Source organism: Caballeronia temeraria, assembly GCF_001544795.2.
Taxonomy (GTDB): domain Bacteria; phylum Pseudomonadota; class Gammaproteobacteria; order Burkholderiales; family Burkholderiaceae; genus Caballeronia; species Caballeronia temeraria.
Genome location: NZ_FCOI02000003.1, coordinates 151,341 through 170,972 on the forward strand (window position 1 = coordinate 151,341; position 19,632 = coordinate 170,972).

General features: G+C 61.0%; 20 protein-coding genes. 12 read left to right on the forward strand and 8 right to left on the reverse strand.

Annotation, left to right across the window (positions count from 1 at the left end):
- The first annotated feature begins 121 nt into the window (after positions 1 to 121).
- Together AWB76_RS05650 and AWB76_RS05655 are read left to right on the forward strand one after the other, a co-directional pair.
- Complete coding sequence (locus AWB76_RS05650; RefSeq protein ID WP_061159148.1) at positions 122 to 877, forward strand: GntR family transcriptional regulator; 756 nt, start codon at positions 122 to 124, stop codon at positions 875 to 877.
- 84 nt (positions 878 to 961) lie between these two features.
- Positions 962 to 1,324 carry a hypothetical protein gene (locus AWB76_RS05655; protein ID WP_061159149.1) on the forward strand — a complete coding sequence of 121 codons (363 nt, stop codon included), beginning with the start codon at positions 962 to 964 and terminating at the stop codon, positions 1,322 to 1,324.
- A gap of 15 nt (positions 1,325 to 1,339) precedes the next feature.
- Here the strand turns inward: AWB76_RS05655 and AWB76_RS41495 are convergent, their stop codons facing one another.
- Positions 1,340 to 1,507: a hypothetical protein gene (locus AWB76_RS41495; RefSeq protein WP_167357731.1), complete on the reverse strand. Its 168-nt coding sequence runs from the start codon at positions 1,505 to 1,507 to the stop codon at positions 1,340 to 1,342.
- A 159-nt stretch (positions 1,508 to 1,666) separates the two neighbouring features.
- Here AWB76_RS41495 and AWB76_RS05660 point away from each other — a divergent pair, with 159 nt between their 5' ends.
- On the forward strand, positions 1,667 to 2,590 hold the full coding sequence (locus AWB76_RS05660; RefSeq protein ID WP_061159415.1) for a DNA-3-methyladenine glycosylase family protein: 924 nt from the start codon (positions 1,667 to 1,669) through the stop codon (positions 2,588 to 2,590).
- Positions 2,591 to 2,826: 236 nt separating this feature from the next.
- Positions 2,827 to 4,797 carry an MFS transporter gene (locus tag AWB76_RS05665; RefSeq protein ID WP_061159416.1) on the forward strand — a complete coding sequence of 657 codons (1,971 nt, stop codon included), beginning with the start codon at positions 2,827 to 2,829 and terminating at the stop codon, positions 4,795 to 4,797.
- Positions 4,798 to 4,804: 7 nt separating this feature from the next.
- On the opposite strand, the gene AWB76_RS05670 is transcribed toward AWB76_RS05665, so the two are convergent.
- Positions 4,805 to 5,953 (reverse strand): peptidyl-alpha-hydroxyglycine alpha-amidating lyase family protein, encoded by a 1,149-nt coding sequence (locus AWB76_RS05670; protein ID WP_061159150.1) that lies wholly within the window; start codon positions 5,951 to 5,953, stop codon positions 4,805 to 4,807.
- A gap of 140 nt (positions 5,954 to 6,093) precedes the next feature.
- Here AWB76_RS05670 and AWB76_RS05675 point away from each other — a divergent pair, with 140 nt between their 5' ends.
- Positions 6,094 to 6,519 carry a hypothetical protein gene (locus tag AWB76_RS05675; protein ID WP_061159151.1) on the forward strand — a complete coding sequence of 142 codons (426 nt, stop codon included), beginning with the start codon at positions 6,094 to 6,096 and terminating at the stop codon, positions 6,517 to 6,519.
- Positions 6,520 to 6,582: 63 nt separating this feature from the next.
- Positions 6,583 to 7,137: a TetR/AcrR family transcriptional regulator gene (locus AWB76_RS05680; RefSeq protein ID WP_061159152.1), complete on the forward strand. Its 555-nt coding sequence runs from the start codon at positions 6,583 to 6,585 to the stop codon at positions 7,135 to 7,137.
- A 1-nt stretch (position 7,138) separates the two neighbouring features.
- Here AWB76_RS05680 and AWB76_RS05685 read toward each other — a convergent pair whose 3' ends face one another.
- Positions 7,139 to 8,092 (reverse strand): D-2-hydroxyacid dehydrogenase family protein, encoded by a 954-nt coding sequence (locus tag AWB76_RS05685; RefSeq protein WP_061159417.1) that lies wholly within the window; start codon positions 8,090 to 8,092, stop codon positions 7,139 to 7,141.
- A gap of 156 nt (positions 8,093 to 8,248) precedes the next feature.
- Here AWB76_RS05685 and AWB76_RS05690 point away from each other — a divergent pair, with 156 nt between their 5' ends.
- Positions 8,249 to 9,076 carry an alpha/beta fold hydrolase gene (locus tag AWB76_RS05690; RefSeq protein ID WP_061159153.1) on the forward strand — a complete coding sequence of 276 codons (828 nt, stop codon included), beginning with the start codon at positions 8,249 to 8,251 and terminating at the stop codon, positions 9,074 to 9,076.
- Position 9,077: 1 nt separating this feature from the next.
- Here AWB76_RS05690 and AWB76_RS05695 read toward each other — a convergent pair whose 3' ends face one another.
- Positions 9,078 to 9,932: a polysaccharide deacetylase family protein gene (locus AWB76_RS05695; RefSeq protein WP_061159154.1), complete on the reverse strand. Its 855-nt coding sequence runs from the start codon at positions 9,930 to 9,932 to the stop codon at positions 9,078 to 9,080.
- Positions 9,929 to 11,014, reverse strand: a complete 1,086-nt coding sequence (locus tag AWB76_RS05700; protein WP_082864367.1) for a glycosyltransferase — start codon at positions 11,012 to 11,014, stop codon at positions 9,929 to 9,931. The genes AWB76_RS05695 and AWB76_RS05700 overlap by 4 nt, the downstream gene beginning before the upstream one ends.
- 589 nt (positions 11,015 to 11,603) lie before the next feature.
- Here AWB76_RS05700 and AWB76_RS05705 point away from each other — a divergent pair.
- Complete coding sequence (locus AWB76_RS05705) at positions 11,604 to 12,014, forward strand: hypothetical protein (RefSeq protein ID WP_061159156.1); 411 nt, start codon at positions 11,604 to 11,606, stop codon at positions 12,012 to 12,014.
- 16 nt (positions 12,015 to 12,030) lie between these two features.
- On the opposite strand, the gene AWB76_RS05710 is transcribed toward AWB76_RS05705, so the two are convergent.
- Entirely contained in the window at positions 12,031 to 12,786 is a 756-nt protein-coding gene (locus tag AWB76_RS05710) for a FadR/GntR family transcriptional regulator (protein ID WP_061159157.1), read from the reverse strand.
- Between the two features lie 585 nt (positions 12,787 to 13,371).
- On the opposite strand from AWB76_RS05710, the gene AWB76_RS05715 reads away from it, so the two are divergent.
- Positions 13,372 to 13,794, forward strand: coding sequence for a hypothetical protein (locus tag AWB76_RS05715; RefSeq protein ID WP_061159158.1), 423 nt, complete (start codon positions 13,372 to 13,374; stop codon positions 13,792 to 13,794).
- Positions 13,795 to 13,809: 15 nt separating this feature from the next.
- On the opposite strand, the gene AWB76_RS05720 is transcribed toward AWB76_RS05715, so the two are convergent.
- Positions 13,810 to 14,037 (reverse strand): hypothetical protein, encoded by a 228-nt coding sequence (locus AWB76_RS05720; RefSeq protein WP_167357729.1) that lies wholly within the window; start codon positions 14,035 to 14,037, stop codon positions 13,810 to 13,812.
- 166 nt (positions 14,038 to 14,203) lie between these two features.
- Here AWB76_RS05720 and AWB76_RS05725 point away from each other — a divergent pair, with 166 nt between their 5' ends.
- On the forward strand, positions 14,204 to 16,873 hold the full coding sequence (locus AWB76_RS05725; protein ID WP_061159160.1) for an excinuclease ABC subunit UvrA: 2,670 nt from the start codon (positions 14,204 to 14,206) through the stop codon (positions 16,871 to 16,873).
- A gap of 127 nt (positions 16,874 to 17,000) precedes the next feature.
- Here AWB76_RS05725 and AWB76_RS05730 read toward each other — a convergent pair whose 3' ends face one another.
- Positions 17,001 to 17,651, reverse strand: coding sequence for a YdcF family protein (locus AWB76_RS05730; RefSeq protein ID WP_244173236.1), 651 nt, complete (start codon positions 17,649 to 17,651; stop codon positions 17,001 to 17,003).
- 476 nt (positions 17,652 to 18,127) lie between these two features.
- On the opposite strand from AWB76_RS05730, the gene AWB76_RS05735 reads away from it, so the two are divergent.
- Together AWB76_RS05735 and AWB76_RS05740 are read left to right on the forward strand one after the other, a co-directional pair.
- Positions 18,128 to 18,379, forward strand: coding sequence for an acyl carrier protein (locus tag AWB76_RS05735; protein WP_061159162.1), 252 nt, complete (start codon positions 18,128 to 18,130; stop codon positions 18,377 to 18,379).
- Complete coding sequence (locus AWB76_RS05740) at positions 18,376 to 19,629, forward strand: acyl-CoA dehydrogenase family protein (RefSeq protein ID WP_061159163.1); 1,254 nt, start codon at positions 18,376 to 18,378, stop codon at positions 19,627 to 19,629. Before AWB76_RS05735 ends, AWB76_RS05740 begins: the two co-directional genes overlap by 4 nt.
- Positions 19,630 to 19,632: the final 3 nt, after the last annotated feature.

The window sequence follows — 19,632 nt, forward strand, 5'->3', positions numbered from 1 at the left end:
TAACGCAGCGCCCCGGACGCGTAAAGGAATACCTAGGCCAAACGGCCTAGGGATAACCCGCTGGCGGTTTTTCCCGCTACCGCTGGGTTAAAATTGCCGCAAATGGAATTCGAGGTATTGAATGCAAAATCCCGATCTGCCCGAAATGCACGTTTCGTCCTCGCTGCCGCGGGTCGAACGCTTGCGCCTGCACGACACGGTCGTCGATCATTTGCGCGGCTTTATCGTCGAGGGACTGCTCGCGCCCGGCGTGAAGCTCAATGAGCGCAAACTCTGCGAGACGCTCGGCATTTCGCGCACGCCGCTGCGCGAGGCGTTGAAGGTGCTCGCCGCCGAAGGATTGATCGAGATTTCGCCGAACCGGGGCGCATCCGTTTCGCAAATGAGCGAGTTCGAGATCCGCGAGATGTTCGAATTGATGAGCGGGCTTGAGGCTTTTTCGGGCGAACTCGCTTGCGAGCGGATCACACCGCTGGAGATCGCCGAGATCAAGGCACTGCATTACGCGATGCTCGCGTGCCGCGCGCAGAACGATCTCTCCGGCTACTACAGCCGCAATCAGGCGATTCACGACAAGATCAACGAAGCAGCGCGCAACACGGCGTTGCGTCAGACCTATGTGTCGATCAACCGGCGTCTGATGGCATTGCGCTTTCGTTCGAACTTCCAGACGCCGAAGTGGGACAGTGCGATTCGCGATCACGAAGAAATGATCGAGGCGCTCGAAACTCGCGATGGCCGGCGCATGGGCGAGATTCTGCGCAAGCATCTGTTATCGAAGCGCGACGCGGTGCTGGCCGAGCGTACCCTGACGACGGTAAAACCCACGCCATCGAGAAAGCGCGCGGCAGACAAACCGGCACCGGATGGGCGCTAGCGAATAGAACGGCCGCGCGATTTCCCGGATGGTGAAGCAGGATTCGGCACCTACGGCCGTCCGGGCTTTCGATCGGAGGAAACGTTGACCAAGACTCAAGGGGCATGCATCGCGCTCGGGGCGGTGCTCGTCGTCGCGGGCTTCTCCTCCTACCACTCTCCGGACTTCGACACGGCGCAGGCCGAAATGGACCGCCAGACGGTCGACTGTCTCACGCGCGGACTCACGCACGGCGAGAAAGCCCACATCGCCCAGCTAACCGCGGTGCACGACCGCGAAGGGCTTCATCCCATCTACAGCGACGTCCTCGCGCGCTGCGTCGTGCGCTCCGATCAATGGGAGCGCCGCCCGCAACTAGTTACGAGCGCGCGCCAGGTCCCGTCTCAAGATCCCGAATTCAGGCAGATGCTGAACATGCACACGATGGAACTGGCGACGCGCCGCTGATCCGGCGCGCGTCGATCAGGTCGTTAGTCCGCTGCCCGCGCCGAGTTGAACTTCGGCGCGCGTGTTCGCGGGACGCGCGCTCAACACGGCGATTTCATGTTGCGTGTAGTGCTTGACCGGCGCGATAGCCGCGAGCGCAGCGGTGATGACGATGGCGACGATGCTGATCGAGATGGCGTTCATGTTCGGCTCCTTGGGCTTTTCGAGGTCGATTCGTTGCTTCGATGTGAAGCATTGTCGTCGGAGAGAGTTAGCGACGAATGAGCATCGCCGCGCGGCGGTGAGGCGGGCTGCCAGAGTAAGATCGGCATGCATTCCACCATCGCGCATACGGCATTCAAAATGCATTCGACCATCGACACATCGACCGCCATGCTGGAACTGCCCTTCAAGCGGCCCTTCGACTGGACACGCATGCTGAAATTCATCGGCGGTCGCGCGTCGGCGGGCGTCGAGTCGGTCGAGGGCGGCGTGTATCGGCGGGCGATCGAATGGCAAGGCGCCGACGGCACCGTTGAAGTCAAGCCGCATGAACGCAGGCATCGGCTCGTCGTGACTGTCGGGGGCGCGGTGGCGCGGCACGCCGAAGATCTCGCCACGCCCCTCGCGCGCATGTTCGATCTGCATGCCGATCCGCTCAAGATCGCCCGCTGCCTCGGCGGCGATCCGGTGCTCGCGCCGCTCGTCGAGGCCGCGCCCGGACTGCGTGTGCCGGGCGCGTGGTCCGGCTTCGAGCTCGTGGTGCGGACCATCGTCGGGCAACAGGTGAGCGTCAAGGGCGCGTCGACGATCATGAATCGCATCGTGCAGCGCGCGGGCAGGCGGATCGAAGGTCATCCGCACGAAGGCACCGCGTGGCGCTTTCCCACGCCCGCCGAACTCGCCGCCGCCGATCTCGACAAGATCGGCATGCCGACCAAGCGTATCGAGACCGTGCAGCGCTTTGCGCACGCCGTCGCAACCGGTGCGCTTCCCCTCGACGAACCGGGCGCCGACCTCGAACGCCTGAAACGCGACATGCTCGCCATGCCGGGCATTGGACCGTGGACGGTCGGCTACGTCGCGATGCGCGCACTACGCGATCCCGACGCGTGGCCCGATGCCGATCTCGTCCTGATGCAAGCGATCGCGCGTCGCGACCCATCGCTTGCGAAGCCTGCCCAGCAGCGCGCGCGCACGGAGCGCTGGCGTCCGTGGCGCGCCTATGCGGCGATGCATCTGTGGAACGGTGTGGCGATGGAAACGGGACTCGCGCGCGGCGGCTGAGATCGCACGCATTGTTGTTGCGATCCGTCATCGCATCTTGCATGCAACATCACGCATGCAAAATGCCGGCTGCACGGCGGCCGTTCAGAGAACCGCGCCAATCATTTCGTTCTATTGTCTAAAAAATGGACTAATCTGCTTCGAACGGCCGGGCGCCGCCGGAGCCGCGCATCCGCATGCGCGGCGCACGGAGAGAAAGCGAAGAAGCGCTGACGAATCACCATCGGGAGACGCTCATGAGTGCAACATCGCAGACGACCGCCTCGCCCGATGTGTCTATCGCCCCGCGCGTACAGAAAATCGTCGTCGCGATACACGGCATCGGCAATCAGTTGCACAGCGACACGGTACGCTCCGTCGCGAGTCAGTTCGGCGCGCGCTATGACCCGCCGCTGCCCGTCATGCCGCTCGGCTACTTCGATATCGCCGGCGTCGGTGAAGTGGACGTGCGTCAGCTCGATCTGCCTCCCGGCGGCCCCTATACGGCCGAGCAGCGCGATTTCTATTCCGCACTGGGCTTCGCGGAAGTGTATTGGGCCGACATTCCGCGCGAAGTCGTGAAGCAGGACGACACGCTCGAAGAGAGCAAGGCGTGGGGACTCTCGATAGTAAGCCGCGCGCAGGCGACCTATATGCTCAACGTCGATGAGCGCAAGCTCGAGCCCGCCGATTTCTCGCTGGCATCGGGCGTCGTCGAGGAGGTCGTCGAAACGGTGGCCGTGATGCAAAGCCTGCTCGCGGTGACAGAGAAGGCCGGCATCTTCAAGTTCGATCTCGCGCCGATGCTGCGCGATTACGTCGGCGACGTGCAGCTCGTCGCGGATTTCAGGCATCATCGCGAGACCATTGTCTTTCGTTTCCATCGCGTGATGGAGCGGTTGGTCGCGCTCGCCACCGCGCGTTGTCAGTGCGCGCCCGAGGTGTATATCGTCGCGCATAGCGAAGGAACCGTAATCAGCTTTCTCGGCATCCTGCAGGCATTATCGACGCCGACCGTCAGCGATCCGAAGGACGGCAAGCAGATCATCAGCACCGACTGGGTGCAAAGCCTGCGCGGCTTCATGACCATCGGCTCGCCGATCGACAAGCACATCCTCTTATGGCCAAAGCTATGGGAAGGCATGGCGCTGAAGAGCGAATTGCAGGGCAATGCTGTGACGCAGATCGAGCGCCCCGGTGGCCCGATCACGTTGCCTTCGCGCATCAGATGGCGCAACTATTACGACTTCGGTGATCCTGTCGGTTTCGCATTGGATACTGCGCGCGCCTATCTCGACCGTCATGGTTGTCTGGCGTTCGAATTCGAGCGCGGGCATGACATCGGCTTCTCGCGTTATTGGTTACCGGGCAAAGCGCATACCGACTACTGGACCGATGGCGATGTCTTCGGCCACTTCATCGAGAACGTCGTGCTCGATAAGAACAACGCGAAAGCCCCGCAAAATAGGCGTTTTCGCGGCGTCGTGAGCGCGGCGATTCCTTATCTGTTGAGTTTCGCGCTGCATCTGCTCGCGGTGTTCTTCATCTACAAAGCGGTCACGGCGTCGTCTGATTCTGGCGCGGGCGGCACAAGCAGCGCGCCCGAGTTCATCTATCTCACGCGATCGGTGTTCGCACTCGCTTGCCTGTTGATGGGAACCACCGTCGCCGCACGCCTGCCGCGGCTCGTCAAGGCGCGCGGCTCGAAACGGACGGCCGCATGGCTACGCTGGCGCATCGTCGCGCTTCTCGCATTCGTCGCCGGCGCGCTGATCTTCTGGTTCGTACTATTGAGCGGCGTGGCTGCTTTTCTCGCGAGTCCGTTTGCGGATATGCTGCATCGGGATAGTGCCGATCCCGTGGTCGGCAAGGCCGTATTCGTGCTTGCGGGACTCGTCTGCGCGTTGAGCGGCTGGCTCGCGCCACGCAAACCGCATTGGGCAAGGCGTATTCTCGTCGCGCTCGGTACGCTGATGATGGTGCTGATCGTCGGCGTGAGACTATGGGGCGATCTTGCGGGCAAGCCTTTATGGCCCGTCGTGCTCGGCGGTGCGTTCTTTCTCTATGCCTGGTGGCTCGCGATTCTGATCTTCGATCTCGCGTTCGTGTGGCATCGCTATGTACGCAACTCAGTGGCTCTCGATACATTGCGCGCATGGCGAGAGAACGGATGCGATGCGCAGCCGAAACCCATCATGTCAATGCACACGAAGCCTTCGAACAAGTGATGCAAGTTCATTCATGCAACACGAGCTTCTGCACTCGCCAATTGAGCAACTCCGCGACGAACAACGTACCTTCCGCCGGACAGGCCATTTCATGAATCCAGCCGAACTGCTTCAATTGCTTGCCCGCTCGTCCGAGCACGCCAAGCAATTTTCCATCGAGCGATAACTTGTAGATTCTGCCGGGAAAGGCATCGGCGGAATACAACACCTGATTCGGCCCGGGCGAAATGCAAATCGCCCACGGCGATCCCGGCGCGAATGTGCCCGCTGCTATCGCCGCTTCATCAGGCATATTGCCGATAGCCGGACGCGCATCGGATGGCACGGGTACGTCGATCGTGAATTGGCGCTGGAAGTTTCCTTCGCCATCGAATACCTGAATGCGCCGGTTGCTGCGATCGGCGACATAGACCATGCCGTTCCTGTCCACGGCAATGCTATGCGGCGTATGGAATTGCCCCGGCTCCTTTCCGCGCTCGCCCCACGACTTGAGCCAGTTGCCGTCCTTGTCCACTTTCGCGACACGCGAGTTGATGTAGCCGTCGCTGATATAGGTATTGCCCGCAGCATCCCAAGCGACGTCCGTCACTTGCCGGAAACGCCCCGGCTCCGAAGGCAACGGCGGATTCGGATGCTTGAGCGGCGCGGTCTCTTCGTCCGATGCTTCCTGCTTGCGCCCGAACACCATCGCGACGCGGCCTTCAGGCGTGAACTTGATGATCATGTCCGAGCCTTTGTCCGTCACCCAGACATTGTCCTGCCGGTCCACTTTCACCGTATGCGCGAACGACCACGCATAAAGGTTATGGCCGATCTCACGCACGAAGCGTCCATTGCGATCGAATTCCAGTAATTGCGCCGCCGCTGCGCCGTATGCGGGACCGATGCTATTGCCACGCGATAGCACGAAGATATGCCCCGCCGAATTCAGCGCGACACCGGAACATTCGCCGAAGTACACATCGCGCGGCAAACGTACAGGATCGGGAACGGAATCGTAGGCAATCGACGGTACGTCGTTATCGGCGTAGGCCAGATGCGGAAAGAGTGCGAGCGCAGCGGCGCCTTGGCCCGCGAGCGCCAGAAAGCGGCGCCGGCTTGCGCCGCCGGGCGCCGTGTCGCAACATGGGCAATACATCGAGTGTCGAAGACTCACTGTTACCCTCCTCTTGTTCGTCGAGTGCAATGATGAACGTCGATGGCCGGCTTGCTTCGCGATGCGAGGGAAAGTGTAGTGCATGAACTGCATTATTCACATGCGAGTCTTTGTACAGCTTTCAATATCGAAAGGACATCATGGCTGACTCTGTGCAATACCAGGTTCGAATCCGGCTCGCGCCCGACTACGCGGCAATCGCGCGTCACGATCCCGCACACGAAAAGCTCGCGCCGATCAACGCGCTTCTGATCGAGCACGACGCTCAATTGAAATGCCAGTACGACGCCTTTGCCGACTACGTCGCGCAAGCGGAACGCGATGGCATCGAGCACTATCCGCTCTATCGATGGACGCGCGAAACCATCGAGAATCCCGCGAAAAAGGAAAGATATCTCGAAGCATTCACGCTCTATGTGAATGGCGATGAAGTCTATGACAAGGCACTCGCCGACTCCCTTGAAGCCGATCTTCATGCGCTCGCAAGCGATGCGATTACCGATATCCGCAAGTTCGATACGAATCCCGCGCACAATCCTCAACCGCCCTCTTATGACAACTCGTGAGGTTGACGCCGCGCAGCGCTCACGCTAAGGTTTGGTAAATAAACCAAACTCGGAACGCACGCCGTGCAGGATCGTCGACAAATCATTCTCGAGGCCGCCCTCGCCACCTTGCGTGAAGAGGGCTATTCGGGTTTCACGCAACCGCGCGTTGCTGCGCGCGCGGGCGTGCGACAAAGTCATCTGACTTATTATTTCCCGACACGTCTCGCCTTGATCGAAGCCGTTGCGCGTGCCGCAATCGACGGTCAACTCGCCGCCGTCGATTCCTTCGCGGGCGAAACATCGCTCAAGATCACCGCTGCATCCATTGCCAATGTTGCGATACGCCACGAGAACACACGTGTCTTGATGGCGCTCGCGCAAGCCGCCGACGAAGAGCCGACCATACGCAGCCTTTTTCGCGAACTCGCGGAAGGCGTCGCGGTGCGCATCACGAGCATGCTCGAAGCAATGGGCCTCGCTGTCACGAAAGAACATGTGTCGATGGTGCACGCGCTCGTCGTCGGGCTCGCGGTGATCGACCTCGCAGTCGGGCGCGCGGACGGCAAGCGCCGCGCAACCACTGCGATCGAAAACTTGTTTTCGCTCTTGCCGCCTGGCGAATCGAAAGCGTCTTGATTCAGGCTTGACGCGTATCGAGCCATTCGACGATATTACGCACCGTATCGCCATAAAACGTGCGATACAGTTCCTCCGATACATAGCCGATATGCGGCGTCGCCAGCACATTCGGCAGCGAGCGTAACGGGTCGTTCAAGGAGAGCGGCTCTTCATCGTAGACGTCGATGGCAGCGCCCGCGAGCCTGCCCGATTTCAAAGCATCGACGAGCGCCGCGCTATCGATGATCGGTCCGCGCGACGTGTTCACGATGCGACTCGTCGGCTTCATCTGTGCGAACTCCTGCGCGCCGACGAGATGATGCGTGCGTTCGCTCAGGCGCACATGAACGGAGAGCACGTCCGAAGTCTTGAAGAGCGTGTCCTTGTCGACGAGTTGCACGCCCTTTTCCTCGGCACGCTCGCGCGTGAGATTCTGGCTCCACGCGATCACATTCATGCGAAACGCGCGGCCGATCACACCGACCGCCGAACCCACGCGCCCGAGTCCGAGCAGTCCGAGCGTCTTGCCCGCCAATTCATTGCCCAATGCCGTCTGCCAGCCGCCTTCCTTCAACGAACGATTCTCCTCGGGTATATTGCGCATCATCGCGAGAATCAGCGCCCAGGTAAATTCGATCGTCGGCGTCGAGACGTAGCCCGTATGGCGCACTTCGACGCCACGCTCGCCCGCGGCATTCAGATCGATCGATGCGTTGGCCGCGCCCGTCGACGCGATCAGCTTCAGGTTCGGCAGGCTTTCGATCAGTTCGCGAGGGAACGGTGTGCGCTCGCGCATCGCGCAGACGACATCGAACGGACGCAGACGCTCGAGCAATGCGTCACGCTCGGCGATGTGATCGTTGAACACGGTGATAGCCGCGCGCCCTTCGAGTGGCGACCAGTCAGCCATGGAAAGCGCGACGTTTTGATAGTCGTCGAGAACGGCGACTTTGATTGGATTAGATGTGGCCATAATGAATTTGATTGTTGTGACGAATAAATCGGACAGCAGCAGCAAGTGTGACGCAATGCGCGAATTCATGCCGCGCACGATGTCGAAGCAGTGCAGTTCAAAGCCGACGCGTAGCATCTGATAATCTTTAGCGCTCCACGCCCGAACTTCGCAAACATGACCGATTCAGCAGCAAGCATCGACACCACGCTCACCGTCGAATTGAACTTCGCCGCTTATCCGGTGCGCGTCGAATATCAGTGGTTGTATCCCGAACGCGCCGATGCGCCCATTGCATTGTTCCTGCACGAAGGCTTGGGTTCGATCGCACTATGGAAAGACTGGCCGCGCACGCTTTGCGATCGCCTGGGTTGTCGGGGTCTCCTTTATTCGAGGCCCGGCTATGGTCGCTCGACGCCGCGCCCATCTGGAGAAAAATGGTCGGTCGAGTTTCTGCATACGCAAGCGCACGAAGTATTGCCCGCGTTGCTCGATGCGCTGCGCATCGGCTCGGAGGAACGAGCGCGCATGTGGATCATCGGGCATAGTGACGGCGGCACGATCGCCCTGCTCTATGCAAGCGGATTTCCGGAAGCGCTTGCCGGCCTTGCCGTTCTGGCGCCGCATGTATTCGTCGAGCCGATGACAGTGGAAGGCATCGAAAAGGCCCGCGTCACGTATGAAACGACAGCCTTCAAAGATACGCTGAAGGCTTATCACGACGATGTGGATTCAGCCTTTTACGGATGGAACGATGCATGGCTCAACCCCGCATTCCTGCATTGGGATATTACCGCGGAGATATCGTCCATCAAAAGGCCTTTACTCGCCATTCAGGGCTATGACGATGAATATGCATCGATGTTGCAACTCGACAAGATCAAGGCGGCCGTCGATCATGCGCAACTCGTGAAGCTGACCGGGTGCCGCCACTCGCCGCATCGCGATGCAACGGATGCCGTGAACGATGCGATCGCCGCTTTCGTGCAAACGCATCGGAGTTGAATCAGCGCTTGATCGCCAGATAAGCGCGGCTGATTGCCGGCCGCGTATGCACCCACAGGCGCGATGCCAGCCACGACGCCGGGCGGTCGCGTACTTCGAGTCGTTTGATCGTGCGCTCGGCATCGTCAGATGCATTGCGATCCAGCGGATTCGCCGCGACGTTCGTACCCGTGTGGCACGTATAGAAGTGCCTGAAGCCCGCGTTTAACGCGACTTCCCGATAGTCGTCGTCGTAATAGCCTTGCGGCCAGCACAAATGATCCGATGCTTCGCCGAGACGCGTGCGCAATACGGCTCGCGCGGCACTCAGATCGTGCTGCAGAGCCTTGCGCTTTTCATCGGTCGATACCGAGACCCGATCCCATCGCACATGCGAATGCGTATGGCTATGAAATTCGAACGTACCCGCTTCGCGCATCGCCTCGATTTCGGACCACCGAAGGATCACGTCGTCGGCCTTTCCATTTTCGATTGCGCGCTCACCCGCATGATGATCGAGCAAGTGCGGAAGCTTCGATGATGCGTCTGCAGCATTCGGACGCACAGCGCCCTCGCCGGGCCAACTGCTCACGAGAAAGCACAAGGCCGTGAAGTGGTGGCGTTCCAATACCGGATGCGCATGCACCCAGTTGTCGAGATAACCATCGTCGAACGTGATGACGATCGATTTCGCGGGCACGTCCTCGCCGCCGAGAAAGGCCGCGAGTTGCGCCGCGCCGATCGTGCGATAACCCGCGCTCGCGAGATAGTCCATTTGCGCGGCGAAGTTATCCGGCGTCACCGTGATCATGCCGGGTGACGTGCTGACGTGGTGATACATCAGCACGGGAACGGCGCGTGCACGTTTCGCGTTCATCCGCGATGACCTCGTTCGTGCAATGCGCGTTGATAGAAATTCGCCGTTTCGTGCGCCATGTCGCGCACGGTGAAGCCACGTTCGGTAATGCGCAGACTTTCGTCGCGAAGACGATTGCGCAACAGTGGATCGTCGATCATGCGTGTGATCGCAGCACGCAACGCGACCGGATCATGCGGCGGCACGAGCAACCCGTTCACATTGTCTTCGATGAGTTCGGGCACGCCATCGACATGGGTGCCGATAACGGGCAAGCCTGCGGCCATCGCCTCGATGAACGCCTGGCCGAGCGCTTCCTGATGCGTCGGCAAAACAAACAGATCGGAGCCACGAAAGATGTTCGGGATATCGGTGCGAAAGCCCAGCAGATGAATGCGATTGGCGAGCCCGAGGCTATCAACGATACCCTTGATGCTGTCGAAGCGAGGACCATCGCCCGCCATCACGACATGCAGATTGGGATGCGTGTCCATGAGCGGGCGCACTGCGGCGATCAGATCTTCATGGCCTTTCTTGTCGCGCATGATCGCGACCATGCACGCAACGAACGCGTCGGGTCCGAGACCGAGTTCGCTGCGCAAGGTCGAATGCGCAACGTGCTGCGGCTTCGGGATGCCGTCGTAGATCGTCTGCACGCGCTTCTCCGCGACCCCGGCGGAAATCAGATAGCGACGCACGTAATGGCTCACGGCGATCACGCGATGAGGAAGCCACGTATAAGTCGCAAGCGACGAGATCGGCAGCGCCAGATGCCGCGTGCGCACGATAAGCGGCGTGCCCGCCAGCCGCCCGGCCGTGCCGGCGACGAGGCTGTCGTGACCGCTATGAGTATTGAGCACGTCGAATGCGCGGCGGCGCAATAGCGCCTTGACACGCAGCATCGATTGCATATCGCCGCCGCTGCGCATCGGCGCATGATGAACGGCGAAACCGAGTTCAGTGCAATGTTGCCCGAGGCGCGCGTCGCTCGGACAAATCAGCTCGACGGTATGGCCGCTTTCCCGTAATGCGACCATCTCCTTCAAGGTCCGTATCTCCTGCCCGCCCCATCCCTTCGAGGACTCGCTATGTAAGATCTTCAAACTCTGGTTCTCCACGGCTCCCGACACCATGACTGTCGGAAATATTTCGTAATATTTAGATCGGCTTTCGGATTTAGCGGCGATTAAGTTAAATGCAAGGAAATGGGTCGAGCCTCGAACGAGGTTTATCGGCAAAGAGACAGCGCTTGCACGCGAGATGACCTCACGATGCGGAGACGCTCTATATAGCCACGCGATGGACCTTTAGCGCTAACGCTTGACGCACGCGTTTCGTTGACGCGAAGCTGGCAATTTCGTCAGTTTGGGCCTTTGACAGCTTACCGCGAAATAGGCGCACTTTCGCATTAAGCCGATGACTATCAAGCCCTTAAGCGCGCGATAAGAATTGAATAGAAGCAGCAAACGTTTGTTTTTCGTTTGCCTAAGCAAAACGTCATTGGACGTTATCTCGACAGGACATTCCACCGATTTCAGCGTTCTCTGAAATAAGAGCTTCGCGCGGCCTGCATGTGCTTTTGCCGTCCTTAAACCATGTTCGAACGATCGATACGACTGATCGGTCAATCCTTCCGGACCGGCAAGCAACGCGCTAACGTGATAGTTTCGACTGCTATCTCTGGAGAAACTTATGCTGCTCTCCGATGAAGAACTGGCTCGTCTGCAATCTGTCGCGCCATTCCTGCGAAGCGAAGCCCATGCGGCGCTCGAACTCGAAGCCAACTACGAAGTGACGATGGAGCTCGAATCGCATCTGCAACCCGGCTTGCGCATTCGCGCACCTGAGTCGACGCAAACAAGCGCGGCTACCGACGCGCCACCTTACGCGCTCGATCTGTTCGTCGGTTTGCCCTTGAACGAGTTACGCGCGCTCTCGCATGCCGACGATGCCGCACGCGACGCCGAGATCGCGCGTTTCGGCGCGCGCTTCTCGCCGCGTCTTCTACGTGCGATCGCGAAGATGACGCCGCACGAGATCGACCTGGATGCGGGCGTTCAAAGCGAAGCGGGCACGTTATCAGTCATGCTCGACGAAGAATAGCGAACGACGCGCGCCCTCAACCCGCGTCCTGCGTCTTCGACGACGCTTCATGCGCGCGCCGCAGCCGCTCGCGACTGTTCGACAGATGCATGCGCATGGCCGCGCGCGCCGCTTCGGGGTCGCGGCGCTCGATCGCATCATAGATGTCTTCGTGCTCGCGATTCACGCGATCGAGATAGCCCGCCGGATCGTTATGCGCGAGCGCCGCTGAATTCACGCGCGTGCGCGGAATGATCGTATTGCCCAGCTGGCTCAGAATGCTGTGGAAGTAACGGTTACCGGTTGCCTTTGCGAGTTCAAGGTGAAATGCCACATCGGCGGCAACGGCATTGCCCTCGCCCGCTTCGATGAGCCGTTCGAAGTCATCGAGCGCGCGGCGCATCTGGGCGAGGTTTTCATCGGTGCGGCGCATTGCGGCGAGACCGGCTGCCTCCGCTTCCAGGCTGATGCGCAATTCAAGGATCGCCATCACGTCGCGCACGGTGAGATCGCCGACGGCCTCGATCTGGAAACGGTCCTGATCGCCAGCTTCGAGCACGAAAGTACCGATGCCATGTCGCGTGTGCACGAGACGCGCCGCCTGCAACCGTGAGATGGATTCACGCACCACGGTGCGGCTCACGCCGAGCTGCGCCATGATTTCCGATTCCGTCGGCAGCTTGTCGCCCGGTTGCAGTGCGCCGCTGCGGATCCGCTCGGACAACTCGGCGACAACTTCTTCGGTGAGATTGCGGGAGCGGCGAAGCGCGCCGGACGCGAGTGCTTGGGACATGGAAAGGCCGATCGTTGTGTGCTCGATGGAGCAATTATAGGGCGCGGGACAGCTTGTACGATGTCTGTCGATTTCACATTGAAACGTACTCGCGGTGAGCCGCAACTTCTAGACGCAATATTCGCTTTAATGCACTTCCGCGCATCATGTCGGACGCCGCTTTGTCCTTCATGAAAAACTCATCGTAATCATACGATTAGGGACAAAACAAAGCGTTGATAAACCGTTTGTTGCGGCGTAAAGTTCAAGTACCGCATGAAGTGAAACCAAACCGGCCAGACGGCATTCGCAGCACGCGGGCGCTCGCCGCTCATCTTGGCGGCAATCGGTTGCCTTCATCGTCCGGCTCGCGAGTCAATGCCGCATCCGTTGGATTCGCCATCATCTCGCGCCATCGCGAGCTGAACACAGCGGTACACCGGTTTATCGCCGCGCGTGTCTATGCGCTTCACCACACGCCTTGCGCCGCTCGCGCGCCTCGCTCATCGATCAGGCGAAACCCGGTGGACATCCGTATTCACATTCGCGGTTTTCACGGCGATACTGAGGCGCAGCATCGAAGGTGGCAGGCAAGGAGACGAGCAAATGATGCGTGAAGTGACCGGAGCGTTCCACGGCTCCCGTAAGCTGGATGAAGCATTGGAGGATCTGCGCGCGGAAGGCATCGCGGCCGACCGGGTGCGCGTGGCGACCATGAGCGGCTTTGCCGACTTCCATACTGCGCAGACGCAGAGCAACAACGCGCAGACGCAATGGATCGCGGCGGAATACGCGGGGCACGGAGAACACTTGGGCGTCGTCGATACGCACGACTACCCTTTCGGACTCGACATATCGAGCGACGACATCCTTCCCTCGTTCGGCGCGGACGGCGGCGACGCGGACCTGGCGTGCGGGATCACGCGCGTCATCGTCAGCATTCGCGACGAAGCGGAAATGCGCGCGGTATGCGATATCTTCTCCCGCCTCGGCACCGACGATATCGACATCGAAAGCGCCGTGGCCTGATTCGCAACGCCCCGATCACTGGGGCGTCGTTGTCGCGGGCTTCGCCTTCTTCTTGTGCTTGAAGTGAGAGCCGCCCCGGCGCGCGCTGCCGGGCGCGGACGTGTTGTCGCCTCCAACGGTCGGTCCGGCAGTCGCCGCGCCATGCGCATTGCCGCCGCCCGAACCACCGTTGCCGTTCCCGCCTGACTGCGCCATCGCGACGCCCGACACGCCCAGCGTCACGCCCGCCGTCAGCGCGATCAACCTCCGCAATCCATGTTTCCTCATTTTTCCTCGTCGATCAGGTTCGTCACTGGCCTGTGCATTTCGCATGCAAGATGCATAACGCAAAATGCCATCTGGTATATGGCATGCTGCATGCTCCTTTCTAAGATTCCATCGCCGCATCGGTCAGAAATCCCGCCTACTCATGGATGTCCGCAAAACCCAACGCGAAAGAGCCGAACACGACGATGCCGCGTCTGCATCGCGGGCAGGTTTCGTGCGCGTTCGCGGCGCACGCGAGCACAACCTGAAAAATGCCGATGTCGACGTGCCGCGCGACGCCCTCGTCGTCTTTACCGGCGTGTCCGGCTCGGGCAAATCGTCGCTGGCATTCGGCACGCTCTACGCCGAGGCGCAGCGGCGCTATTTCGAATCGGTCGCGCCCTACGCGCGGCGGCTGATCGAGCAGGTCGGCGTGCCGCAGGTCGATTCGATCGAAGGCTTGCCGCCCGCCGTCGCGCTTCAGCAGCAGCGCGGCGCGCCGAACGCGCGCTCGTCGGTCGGCAGCGTGACGACGCTATCGAGCCTCGTGCGCATGCTCTATTCGCGCACCGGCAGTTACCCGCCGAAGCAGCCCATGCTCTACGCGGAGGATTTTTCGCCGAACACGGTTCAGGGCGCGTGCCCCGTGTGTCACGGCCTCGGCCGCGTCTACGAAGTCACCGAAAAGTCGATGGTGCCCGACGACTCGCTCACCATCCGCGAACGCGCCGTTGCAGCGTGGCCGCCCGCCTGGCACGGGCAAAACCTGCGCGACATCCTCGTGACGCTCGGCTACGACGTCGATAAGCCGTGGCGCGATCTGCCGAAGAAAGATCGCGACTGGATCCTCTTCACCGACGAGCAGCCAACGGTGCCGGTGTACGCCGGCCTCACACCCAAAGAGACGCAAGCCGCGTTGAAGCGCCGCGCCGAGCCGAGCTATCAGGGCACGTTCACCGGCGCGCGCCGCTACGTGCTGCATACCTTCGCGCACACGCAGAGCGCGCTCATGAAAAAGCGCGTGTCGCGCTTCATGATCGGCAGCGATTGCCATGCGTGCCACGGCAAGCGGCTCAAGAAGGAAGCGTTGTCGGTGACGTTCGCGGGGCTCGACATCGCCGAGTTCGCGCGTCTGCCGATGAGCCGCCTCGCCGATCTGCTCGCGCCCATCGCGCGCGGCGACTGGCCTGCTGCCGACGAAGCGCCGACAGCCCCGCTCGCGAAGAAAGACCGCGTCGCTGCGACGGCGAAGCGTGTGGCGGCAGGCGGCTCCGCGCACAAGGCCGCGCCCGACGTGCGCCGCACGGCCAATCTCTCCGACGAGAAGCGCGCCGCGGCAGAACGCATCGCCGCGGATTTGGTGGAGCGGCTCGGCACGCTGATCGATCTCGGCCTGGGCTATCTGTCGCTGGATCGCGCGACGCCAACGCTCTCGTCCGGCGAGTTGCAAAGGTTGCGGCTCGCGACGCAGCTCGCATCGCAACTCTTCGGCGTCGTGTACGTGCTCGACGAACCGTCCGCGGGCCTGCATCCCGCCGACAGCGAAGCGCTCTTCGCCGCATTGCAGCGCCTGAAGGCCGCGGGCAATTCGCTCTTCATCATCGAGCACGATGTGAATACGATGCGGCGCGCGGACTGGCTCGTCGATGTCGGTCCGGCAGCCGGTGAACGCGGCGGACATGTGCTCTATAGCGGGCCGCCCGAAGGTCTCGCATCGGTCGAGGAATCGCAGACGCGCAAGCATCTGTTCGCGCCGAAGCAGACCGTCGAACGCATCGCACGCGAACCGCGCGGCTGGCTTCGCATCGAGGGCATCACGCGCAACAACCTGCATGGCATCGACGCCGCGTTTCCGCTCGGCGCGTTCACGACCGTCACCGGTATCTCGGGCTCGGGCAAGTCGAGTCTCGTCAGTCAGGCCTTGCCGGAGCTCGTCGCGGAGCGGCTCGGACGCGCGCTCGACGATACGGACGAAGACGAGCAGGACCCGCTCTTCGCGCAAGCCGATGCGTCGGCCGGCGGGCGCATCGTCGAAGGCATGGAGACGATACGGCGTCTCGTGCGCGTCGATCAGAAGCCGATCGGCCGCACGCCGCGCTCAAATCTCGCGACTTACACCGGTCTCTTCGATCACGTACGCAAGCTCTTCGCCGACACGCCCGCCGCGCGCAAGCGCCGCTACGGCGCGGGACGCTTTTCGTTCAACGTCGCGCAGGGACGCTGCCCGACCTGCGAGGGCGAAGGCTTCGTCAGCGTCGAACTGCTGTTCCTGCCGAGCGTCTACACTTCGTGCGCGACTTGCCACGGCTCGCGCTACAACCCGCAGACGCTGGAGATCGAATGGCAGGGCAAGAATATCGCCGATGTGCTCGGCATGACCGTCGATACCGCATGCGAGTTCTTCGCTGGTGAACCCAACGTGATGCGCGCGCTGGCCGTACTGCGCGACATCGGCCTCGGTTATCTGCGGCTCGGGCAGCCCGCGACGGAACTCTCGGGCGGTGAAGCGCAGCGCATCAAGCTCGCGACGGAACTGCAGCGTGCGCATCGCGGCGACACGCTCTATATCCTCGACGAACCCACGACAGGCCTTCATCCCGCCGATGTGGATCGCCTGATGGCGCAACTTCAAGGGCTCGTCGATGCGGGCAATACGGTGGTCGTCGTGGAGCACGACATGCGCGTCGCCTCGCTCTCCGACTGGGTCATCGATATCGGTCCCGGCGCGGGCGAGGATGGCGGACGGATCGTCGTGACAGGCGCGCCTGAGAGCGTCGCGAGATTCGTGGACAGTAGAACGTCGTCTTATTTGAGAATGACTCTAGGCGATTGATCTAGATTCGTGCTCTTAGCATCCGTTATTTGTTGAAAAGTTGACGTGCTCAAACGCCGAACTCTAAGACCAAGTTGACGGAGGCCGGCCCCTCCGTCAACTTCCGAACCCACTCCACGCTGACGCCCTAATACAACCCAATCCATCGCCAGACATAAAACCGGACAACGCCAACCAGTTCATGCAACGCGCTGTTCGAATCGAACCATCCTTTCGGGTGCGGGCGCCACCATGTGAATTGCGGACGGATATAAGCAACCGTGGGCTGCGGATGCAGACCGAAGGCCTCGAACGCGAGCATCGCCCGATGCATATGCAGCGACGACGTAATCAGCACCGACGTGTCGTATTGCCGCGACCTGAGTATCCTCTCCGTATTTCGCGCATTCTCATAAGTGTCGAGACTCGTGTTCTCGAGAATGAGGTCCGCGCGCTTCACGCCCGCATCGAGAAGCAGAGCGCCATAGACATCCGCTTCGCTTTGCTCGTGATGTTGGGGATTGCCGCCGCTCACTATGACGAAGCACGCCTTCTCCATTTCGACGCAGCGCTTATAAAGCGACGCCGCGAGATCGATCCGCGTCATCGAGTCGCCCTTTGGCACCAGACGCCGTTCCCGATCGTATTTGGTCCCGCCGCCAAGCACGATGAGCGCCGTGCGCGATCCGAGCTTAGGATGGTTCATCGACGTGTAATGATCGTTTGCGAGCCGCACGAGCGGCCCTGGAAGCCAGCTTCCGAGCACCCAGAAGACCGCAGCAGTGACGAGCAGGACCATCCCGCGTCGCTTCTTCCAGAACAAAAACAGCGCAACACAAAAAAGCAACAGCGATATCAGTACCAATTACCTCACCTCAAAATGATTGTTTCAGGTTGCTTTCATTGCCGATTCGTTTTTACGAGGCGTGCATTAAGCAACACGCAGGAGTTACCTCTTTAAGGCTCGCGCCTTGCTTATAAGAGTGTGAATCATGGCATCGAAAAGCGACGTGCTGGATATCGCACAAAACGCAGGTTCATCATCGAAGCTCTCCGTGCGCCATCGCACGGACGCACAGGGCCGCAAATTCGTTAAATACGATCAAACAAAAGCTATAAGAAACAGTGCGTGCGAGGGCTCTCGTGGAACGTCTTCACGGGACAACAACAACACCACTGCCGATTCGCACCGGGGTTAGCGACATTCGATAAGAACTCATCGTCGCAATCCGGATTAGTTGCACCAATGGCCGGGTACAAGGGAAAACACAGACAATGAAAACTGAATTGCGCCGCATCCTCGCCGAGTCCGCTCGTCTCGACGTGCCCATCGACACGCTCGCCGACGGCGACGATCTCTACGCCGCCGGTCTTTCCTCGCTTGCCACGGTTCACGTGATGCTGGCGATCGAAGACGAATTCGGCATCGAGATTCCCGATCACATGCTCACGCGCCGGCTCTTTTCGAGCGTCGATTCGCTCGCCTCGGCCGTCGACGAACTGCGTCGCACGCAGGCGGCAGCATGAACGCGCCCGCTCAAGAGCTCGAGATGGCCGAGCTCGCGCAGAGCGCGAGCCCGCGCAGCGAAAGCGAGCTGATCGAAGCCGCCAGACGCGTGGCCGCGGTCGCAGCAAAGCACGCCGATGCGGTTGACCGCGAAGCGCGCTTTCCGGCCGAAGCCATCGCCGCGATGCGCGAAGAGCGTCTTTTCTCCGCGATGATCCCGACGATCTACGGCGGCGACGGCCTGACGCTCACCGGCGTCGCGCGCTTGTGCGAAGCAATGGCGCAAGGCTGTGCGTCCTCCGCGATGATCTATGCGATGCACCAGAGCCAGGTCGTGTGCATCGTCGATCATGGCGTCAATGTGCCTTGGCAGCGCGACTTTCTCGCGCGCATGGTCAACGAACAGTTGCTGCTCGCATCGGCGACGTCGGAAGAGAACATCGGCGGCAACATGCGCACGAGCGCATGCGCGGTCGATCTTGTCGACAACGCGTTTCGCATCGAGAAGCTCGCGCCGACCATTTCGTACGGCAAGTATTCCGACTGCATTCTCGTGACCGCACGCCGTCATCCGGATGCGCCGCCCTCGGATCAGGTGCTGATCGTCGCGCCGCGCGACACGTTCACGCTCGAGCAGCGCGGCACGTGGGACACGCTCGGCATGCGCGGCACGTGCAGCGAAGGACATCGCCTGGTTGCAAGCGGCACCGCCGAGCAGATTCTGCCGACGCCCTTCTCGAAGATCGCCGACGAAAGCATGCTGCCCGTATCGCATACCTTGTGGTCGTCGGTATGGTGCGGCATCGCGAGCGACGCCGCGAACCGCGCGCATCAGTTCTTCCGCAATCAGGCGCGCGGCAAGCCTGCGTTGCCGCCTTCGGCTGCGCGTCTTTCGCAAGTGCTGACGCTCATCAAAATGATGCAGGCACGTCTGCGCGAATCGCTCGCGAATGTCGAAGCGGCGCAAGCCGAACGCGCGGTGCGCAAAGCGAGCCAGAGCAACGACGACGACGCTCCGCTCGCAGCTTCGATCGGCATCAACGCCGATCTGAACATGCTCAAGCTGGCGGTTTCGCAGTCGGCCGTGCATGTCGTGCAGGAAACGCTGATGATCTGCGGCATGGCGGGCTACAAGAACGACACGCCGTTCAGCGTGGGGCGCCATCTGCGTGATCTGCATTCGGCGCCGCTCATGATCAGCAACGATCGCATCGAATTGAACACGGCGAATCTGCTGCTTGCGCAGCGCGCCGCAACGGGGACTCTTTGAAAC

Bases quoted from the DNA above. Each gene is read 5' to 3' on its own strand.
- AWB76_RS05715 (WP_061159158.1), top strand. From the start codon at position 13,372: ATGATGCGTGAAGTGACCGGAGCGTTCCACGGCTCCCGTAAGCTGGAT.
- AWB76_RS05650 (WP_061159148.1), top strand. From the start codon at position 122: ATGCAAAATCCCGATCTGCCCGAAATGCACGTTTCGTCCTCGCTGCCG.
- AWB76_RS05685 (WP_061159417.1), bottom strand. From the start codon at position 8,092: ATGGCCACATCTAATCCAATCAAAGTCGCCGTTCTCGACGACTATCAA.
- AWB76_RS05665 (WP_061159416.1), top strand. From the start codon at position 2,827: ATGAGTGCAACATCGCAGACGACCGCCTCGCCCGATGTGTCTATCGCC.
- AWB76_RS05740 (WP_061159163.1), top strand. From the start codon at position 18,376: ATGAACGCGCCCGCTCAAGAGCTCGAGATGGCCGAGCTCGCGCAGAGC.
- AWB76_RS41495 (WP_167357731.1), bottom strand. From the start codon at position 1,507: ATGAACGCCATCTCGATCAGCATCGTCGCCATCGTCATCACCGCTGCG.
- AWB76_RS05690 (WP_061159153.1), top strand. From the start codon at position 8,249: ATGACCGATTCAGCAGCAAGCATCGACACCACGCTCACCGTCGAATTG.
- AWB76_RS05660 (WP_061159415.1), top strand. From the start codon at position 1,667: ATGCATTCGACCATCGACACATCGACCGCCATGCTGGAACTGCCCTTC.
- AWB76_RS05695 (WP_061159154.1), bottom strand. From the start codon at position 9,932: ATGAACGCGAAACGTGCACGCGCCGTTCCCGTGCTGATGTATCACCAC.
- AWB76_RS05705 (WP_061159156.1), top strand. From the start codon at position 11,604: ATGCTGCTCTCCGATGAAGAACTGGCTCGTCTGCAATCTGTCGCGCCA.
- AWB76_RS05725 (WP_061159160.1), top strand. From the start codon at position 14,204: ATGGATGTCCGCAAAACCCAACGCGAAAGAGCCGAACACGACGATGCC.
- AWB76_RS05710 (WP_061159157.1), bottom strand. From the start codon at position 12,786: ATGTCCCAAGCACTCGCGTCCGGCGCGCTTCGCCGCTCCCGCAATCTC.
- AWB76_RS05675 (WP_061159151.1), top strand. From the start codon at position 6,094: ATGGCTGACTCTGTGCAATACCAGGTTCGAATCCGGCTCGCGCCCGAC.
- AWB76_RS05735 (WP_061159162.1), top strand. From the start codon at position 18,128: ATGAAAACTGAATTGCGCCGCATCCTCGCCGAGTCCGCTCGTCTCGAC.
- AWB76_RS05730 (WP_244173236.1), bottom strand. From the start codon at position 17,651: ATGGTCCTGCTCGTCACTGCTGCGGTCTTCTGGGTGCTCGGAAGCTGG.